The organism is Neobacillus sp. BF23-41 (assembly GCF_041106275.1).
The window spans coordinates 35896-42615 of the sequence record NZ_JBGBPR010000035.1 but is presented as its reverse complement, the minus strand read 5'-3'; the positions used below and the strand labels follow the sequence as shown (position 1 = coordinate 42615).

The following is a 6720-nucleotide window of genomic DNA, read 5'->3' as shown; positions in this document are numbered from 1 at the left end:
ATTGTTCACTATATTTAGCCATAAAAATGCACCCCAAAGTTAAGATTTTACTCTAACTTTTGGGGTGCATTACAATTCCTAAAAATGGAACCCACTGCTTTTTGCTTTTACAAGGAATTATTGTTGGTTGAACTAAGAATTAATGAATCTTTATTAATTTTAAGTGCTACGAGGCTGGCAAATTCATGAATGATGGTAGCAGCAAGTAAGGAAGTAATTTGAGTTGGATCATAGGGAGGCAACACCTCTACTAAGTCAAAACCGATAAAATTAAAATCAGTTAATGAGCGGATAATTTGCAATGTTTCAAAGCTATTTAAACCACCGACTTCTAGTGTACCCGTTCCAGGAGCACATGATGGATCAACAAAATCGATATCAAAGCTAAGGAAACAAGGGGTGTCACCAATTTTTTCTTTTATTTCAGCTATTACATTCGCTATGCCCCGTTCCTTTAGCTCGGGGGTTGTAATAACATGATATCCCAGATCTGTGCTTGCATCGATATCTCCTGGATGATTAAGGGTTCCTCGAATTCCTACCTGAAAAACTTTATCTGGAATGAGGAGATTCTCTTCATATGCACGGATGAATGGGGAACCATGCCAATATTTTTCTTCATAATACGTATCCCATGTATCTGTATGGGAATCAAAATGGATTAAGGCTACAGGACCATGTATTTTTGCAGCAGCACGAAGATTGGCTAATGTAACGGAATGATCCCCTCCAAGCCCAATTGGGATTATCCCCTTTTCCATTAAGTCCATCATTGCCTTTTCAATTATCTCATAGCTTCGATGGATATTATGGGGAATGACGGAAACATCACCAATATCAATCGCATTGCAAGCATCAAAAGGATAGACCTTGTGAATCGGATGATAAGGAAATAAGGTCATTGAAGCTTGACGGATGGCTTGAGGTGCGAACCGAGCCCCAACACGGAATGAGGCCGCTGTATCAAACGGCACACCAACGATTGCCAATTTCACATTTTCTCTTTGTGAAGGTAATCGCATAAAGGTCCCGGTGGTACAAAATTCTGGTTTGACATCTGGTGATAATGGATATTGCATCTAAAATTCCCCCACATATTTATTTATATAATTAGTTTTGCAAGTTTTGTGCCAATAAAGAATAAAGCGGATCGGCTTAATGTATGTGACAGATTCTACTTAATTTGGAATAATGTATGCGCAAATGAATAATTTTGAGGATTTAAAAAAATTATAAATTTAACTTCAAATACCTTCCTTTAAGGATTGCACAAGTAATAAGGTGAAATTTTACAAGAATATAGCTTGGCACAAAAATTGCGAGATTACATTCTGAATTTCCAAAATCTAAGGAGGAGTAAAAATCTATAGAAATCAAAGGATTATCCGGTAATGAAAACGTTTTAATTAAAGAGGGGGTATGATATTTGGAAAATGACGTAAAGCTGAAAAGATCGTTAAAGCTTTGGCAGGTCGTTATCATGGGACTAGCATATATGACACCTATGGTGGTTTTTGACACATTTGGAATTGTTTCTGGAATAACGAAAGGTCATGTACCAACAGCATATATTATTGCATTGATTGGGATGTTATTCACTGCAGCGAGTTATGGGAAGCTTGTAAAGGTTTTCCCTCAAGCAGGCTCAGCCTACACTTATACCCAAAAAGCAATAAACAAGCATCTAGGTTTTCTAGTTGGCTGGTCTTCTCTACTTGATTATTTGTTTTTGCCGATGGTTAACGCTTTATTAACAAAACTGTACCTGAATGCTTTGTTTCCAGCAGTTCCAGATTTTATTTGGGTATTAGTGTTTGTTGGAATTGTTACCTTCCTAAACCTACGTAGCGTAAATATCCTAGCAAATTTCAATACATTATTTGTTTTAATTCAAATTCTCATCATGATTGTCTTTATAATACTAGTTGTTAAAGGATTAAACGCAGGTGAGGGAACAGGTACTGTTTTTAGTTTACAACCGTTCTTTGTTGAAGGTATGAACATGCCGGTTCTCATTACTGGTGCAACGATTCTCTGCTTTTCGTTCCTTGGTTTTGATGCTGTTACGACGCTAGCTGAAGAAACGCCTAATCCGGAAAAGACAATTCCAAAAGCGATTATGCTTACAGCTTTATGGGGCGGGGTTATTTTTATTACCACATCGTTTTTTATTCAATCCTTTTTTCCAGACATATCTAGGTTCAAAGAACCTGACGCTGCACTTCCAGAAATTGCACTATATGTTGGTGGAAAGCTGTTTCAATCGATTTTCCTGTGTACAACCTTTGTCAATACACTAGCTTCCGGGCTTGCTTCACATGCTAGTGTTTCACGACTCTTGTATGTTATGGGGCGTGACAAGGTATTCCCAGAAAAATGGTTTGGATACGTTCATCCAAAATGGCGAACACCTGCATTTAATGTGTTATTTGTTGGAGTAATCTCCTTGTCGGCCTGGTTCTTTGACCTAGTTACAGCAACTTCTTTAATTAATTTCGGTGCTTTAATGGCCTTTACGTTTGTTAATCTTTCTGTAATTAATCACTTTGCAGTTCGTCAAAAAATGCACAGGACACCTAAAGGTTTTTTTGATTACGTTATAATGCCTTTAATTGGTGCTGGGGCGGTTGGGATACTTTGGATTAATCTTGAGGTTAGTTCCTTGATTATGGGAGTTATTTGGTTTGCTGTTGGATTTACTTACTTAATTTTTCTAACGAAAGCATTCAGAATAGCACCACCGCAATTTAAAGCTGAGGAAGCATAATCGAATTATTTTTTAAGGAAGCAGTGGATTCTACGAGATGAATCCACTGCTTTTTTTTGTCGATTCCGTCAATTTTATGCAAACTTGAGGAGGTTATGCATTTTTTCATAAAAATAATAGTTTCATTTGATAGATTGCAAATTTGATTAAAAGTCGTAGTGCCAATTTTATGGTCCCGAAAAGTAAAAGTATTTTTTAATAAGGAAGAAATTTAATTGGCATGAAAATTGCAATAATTTAAAATAGTAAGATTTTTAAGTACAATGGAAGGAGGAGCTGATCTACGATTAGTAAGTTGTTTTTTTTTAGATTAAGTACTTCATCAATGCTAGAACAAAATGTAAATGCTTACAATTGATTTTTATTAAACGAATATCCGGATATATAAGGAGAGATGGTTAAATTGGAGAATACTACTCTTAAACGCTCACTTGGACTATGGGCAATCGTAATGCTCGGATTGGGTTACATGACACCAACGATTGTGTTTGATACATTTGGAATTGTCTCGGAAGAAACCAATGGTGTTGTCCCACTTGCGTACATTGCGGCATTGGTTGTTATGGTGTTTACCGCTATTAGTTACGGAAAGATGGTACGGGTATTTCCGAGTGCCGGTTCGGCCTATACGTATACAAGGGAGACCATGAGCCCGCATCTTGGTTTCATAGTCGGCTGGGCAGCGTTACTTGATTATATATTGCTTCCAATGGTGAATGCATTGATAATTCGTATTTACATGGTATCTGTATTTCCTAGTGTTCCAGCATGGATTTGGGTTGTCGTTTATGTTGCTATCGTCACTGCCATTAATGCATGGAGTATGGGGAAAACATCCAGTTTAAATTCACTGCTGGTTATTTTTGAAGTGGTCTTAATTGCCGCATTTATTGTCCTTGCCTTTGTCCAGCTTTCCAAAGGAATGGGACAAGGAACAATTTTCACAACAGCTCCGCTTTTCCATTCCGATATCCACCTCGGAGCAATTTTGACAGGGGCAACAGTGGTTTGTTTCTCTTTTATTGGATTTGATGCAGTAACCATGTATGCAGAGGAAGCCATTGACCAAAAAACGATGCCGAGAGCGATTATGTTGACTGTCTTTATTGGTGGCGCCATCTTTTTCGTTTGTAGTTATTTTGCCCAATCTTTATTTCCAGATGTTTCAGGATTCAAAGTAACCGATGACACGTTACCAGAAATTGGTTTGTTTGTGGGTGGGACAATCTTCAAACTGATTTTCCTTTCAGGTGCTTTTGCTGCAACAGTTGCTTCCGGACTAGCCTCACATGCTAGTGTATCAAGGCTGCTATACGTTATGGGACGGAATGGGGTCTTGCCAAAAAAGACGTTCGGTTATGTCCATCCAAAATTCAGGACACCGGTTTTTAACGTCATCTTAGTTGGGGTAGTATCCTTGCTGGCCATAGCCCCCAGTTTAGAGTTAATTTCTTCCTTTATTAACTTTGGTGCATTAATTGCTTTCACATTTGTTAACTTATCCGTCATTGCTCATTTCGTCTTCCGTCTAAAGAGATATAAAACGCTAAAAGATATTTTCTCATATCTAGTCATGCCAATCCTTGGGGCTGGATTAACGGGAATCTTGTGGGCTAACTTACAATTCGATGCACTCATCGGCGGGGTTGTTTGGATTGTTATTGGCATGATTTATATGATTTTCCAAACAAGATTCTTTAAAATCAAAATTGCTGATTTAAATATTGATGACGCGGAAAGGGCTTCTTCCCTTTAAGCAGGAAATTACCTGAGCCAGGCTTATATGTCTGGCTTTTTGACTTTTTTGGAAGGTGGTTGAAAAGGGAGGGTGGGTGGAAATTAATTAGTATGCAAAATTGAATAATTCAATCATATTTTCATAGACCTTATCTACTTTTTCATAAATGTATATATTAAAACCCAGAATAACCGTTTATTAATTAGTTGGCACGAAACTTGCTTTATCCTTTTGTAACAATAAAAAATGAGGTGTTAGAATGGCAGTCGAATCTCTAGACATGAAGAATACGAAAGAAAGAGAACAGGATAATTCCCTTCTCGAGTTTCAAGATACTTTAAAGGAAGCCGCAAATATCCTGAACTACCCACCCCAAGTATTCGAATTTCTAAAGAAGCCAATGAGATTTTTAGAAGTGAGTATTCCTGTGCGAATGGATAATGGGCAAACGGAAATATTCCAGGGGTACCGGGCTCAGCATAATGATGCCTCTGGTCCGACGAAAGGCGGAATTCGATTTCATCCAGACGTCACTCCTGATGAAGTTAAGGCGTTGGCCGGCTGGATGAGCTTAAAGTGCGGTATTACTGACCTTCCCTATGGCGGTGCAAAAGGCGGGATCATCTGTGATCCTCGTAAAATGAGTTTAGATGAATTGGAAAAATTGAGCCGAGGTTATGTAAGAGCGGTTAGTCAGCTGGTCGGTCCAACAAAGGATATTCCTGCACCTGATATGTATACGAACTCGCAAATCATGGCGTGGATGCTGGATGAATACGACCATATCCGTGAATTCGACTCCCCTGGATTTATCACAGGAAAGCCAATTGCACTTGGGGGATCCAAGGGTAGGGAAACCGCGACATCAAAAGGTGTTTTATATACGCTGCAAATGGTATGTGAATTAAGGAAAATGCAGTTAAAAGATACCCGTGTCATCATACAAGGCTTTGGAAATGTCGGCAGTTACCTTGCCCAGTATTTATATGAGATTGGTGCAAAAGTAATTGGTATCGGAGACATGCTCGGCGGTTTATATGATGAAAAGGGATTAGATATTCCCTATCTTCTGGAAAATAGAGATTCCTTTGGCATTATTTCTAATCGCTTTAATAGCTCGATCTCAAACCAGGAGTTATTAGAAAAAGAATGTGATATTCTCATTCCAGCAGCAATCTCAGGGGTTATCAATAAGTATAATGCCAGTAAACTTAACTGCAATATTATCATTGAAGCTGCCAATGGCCCTACCACAAAAGATGCACTAAAAATACTAGATGAACGGGAGATCCTTGTTGTCCCTGATATTCTTGCCAATTCTGGCGGCGTCATTGTCTCTTATTTTGAATGGTGTCAAAATAATCAAGGCTATTACTGGACCGAGGAAATCGTAGATGAGCGTCTAAAGGAGAAAATGACAGCCAGCTTTTTAAAGGTTTATCACACCTCCAAAATGTATGGTGTAAATATGAAAATTGCAGCTTATATAGAAGGAATTCAAAAGCTGGCAGAGGCTTCAAGGCTTAGAGGATGGTTGAAATATTAAAAAATTAACTGAAATAAGAGGAGGGTGTGTTGAATGACACTAGATATACTATCCGAACAAAAGGAACAGCAGCTATTACATTATTTTTGTTTAATTTCAAATAACCATCGCTACGATTTGACGATTGGCTATTCAGAGCAATTTTTTGGTAAAGCGATGGTTACTTCGATTCAGTCAGGGAAAATGGTATTACTTTGTCAAGAAGACACCTATTCAGACGATCATTGGGTTGAAAGACTGGGAATCCAAGGTGAGGATATTTCGGAGTTTCAAGAATTCTTTAGTCTAGTATTACAGACACGGCCTTTTCTGGAGCAGTATTAAACGAATAAAGAGGGTGATGTTCATGTACTATGGTGTAGTTCTTAGCACGTGTTATGGGAATGTGGAAAAGATTTCAATTAAGAGCGAGTCAAAAATTTATGAGTGGGAAACCTTATTTATGATTAAATCAGAATCAGGTACATTAGAAACGGTTCAGACTAGTTTGAGTGGAAAAGTCGAATCACTTGAAGTGCAGGAAGGGGATTATGTTATTCCAGGGATGGTCCTCGCTTATATAAAGGAAGATTTGTTTGTTACCGGTAGTGATTAATTGCTAGAAAAAAGAAGATGGGGCCAACATCTTCTTTTTTTGTGCCATATTTAATTTAAAATATTTTGAATTAA

Annotated in this window: 6 protein-coding genes; 5 read left to right on the top strand and 1 reads right to left on the bottom strand. The window is 38.0% G+C overall.

Translation table 11 applies throughout. From position 1 onward, the window contains the following. Window positions 1-107 precede the first annotated feature (107 nt). The gene (speB, locus tag AB7942_RS27485) at window positions 108-1079 is read right to left on the bottom strand and encodes an agmatinase (RefSeq protein WP_369449310.1); all 972 of its coding nucleotides are present in this window, start codon (window positions 1077-1079) and stop codon (window positions 108-110) included. 347 nt (window positions 1080-1426) lie between these two features. On the opposite strand from speB, the gene AB7942_RS27480 reads away from it, so the two are divergent. The 5 genes from AB7942_RS27480 to AB7942_RS27460 all read left to right on the top strand — a co-directional run bounded on the left by AB7942_RS27480 (window position 1427) and on the right by AB7942_RS27460 (window position 6646). Continuing rightward, on the top strand, window positions 1427-2767 hold the full coding sequence (locus tag AB7942_RS27480) for an APC family permease (RefSeq protein WP_369449309.1): 1341 nt from the start codon (window positions 1427-1429) through the stop codon (window positions 2765-2767). A gap of 394 nt (window positions 2768-3161) precedes the next feature. Beyond that, window positions 3162-4523, top strand: a complete 1362-nt coding sequence (locus tag AB7942_RS27475; RefSeq protein WP_179195936.1) for an APC family permease — start codon at window positions 3162-3164, stop codon at window positions 4521-4523. A gap of 241 nt (window positions 4524-4764) precedes the next feature. Next, the gene (locus tag AB7942_RS27470; RefSeq protein ID WP_369449308.1) at window positions 4765-6051 is read left to right on the top strand and encodes a Glu/Leu/Phe/Val family dehydrogenase; all 1287 of its coding nucleotides are present in this window, start codon (window positions 4765-4767) and stop codon (window positions 6049-6051) included. 33 nt (window positions 6052-6084) lie between these two features. After that, window positions 6085-6375 (top strand): SAV0927 family protein, encoded by a 291-nt coding sequence (locus tag AB7942_RS27465; RefSeq protein WP_369449307.1) that lies wholly within the window; start codon window positions 6085-6087, stop codon window positions 6373-6375. Window positions 6376-6397: 22 nt separating this feature from the next. Then, entirely contained in the window at window positions 6398-6646 is a 249-nt protein-coding gene (locus AB7942_RS27460) for a biotin/lipoyl attachment domain-containing protein (RefSeq protein WP_098930631.1), read from the top strand. Window positions 6647-6720: the final 74 nt, after the last annotated feature.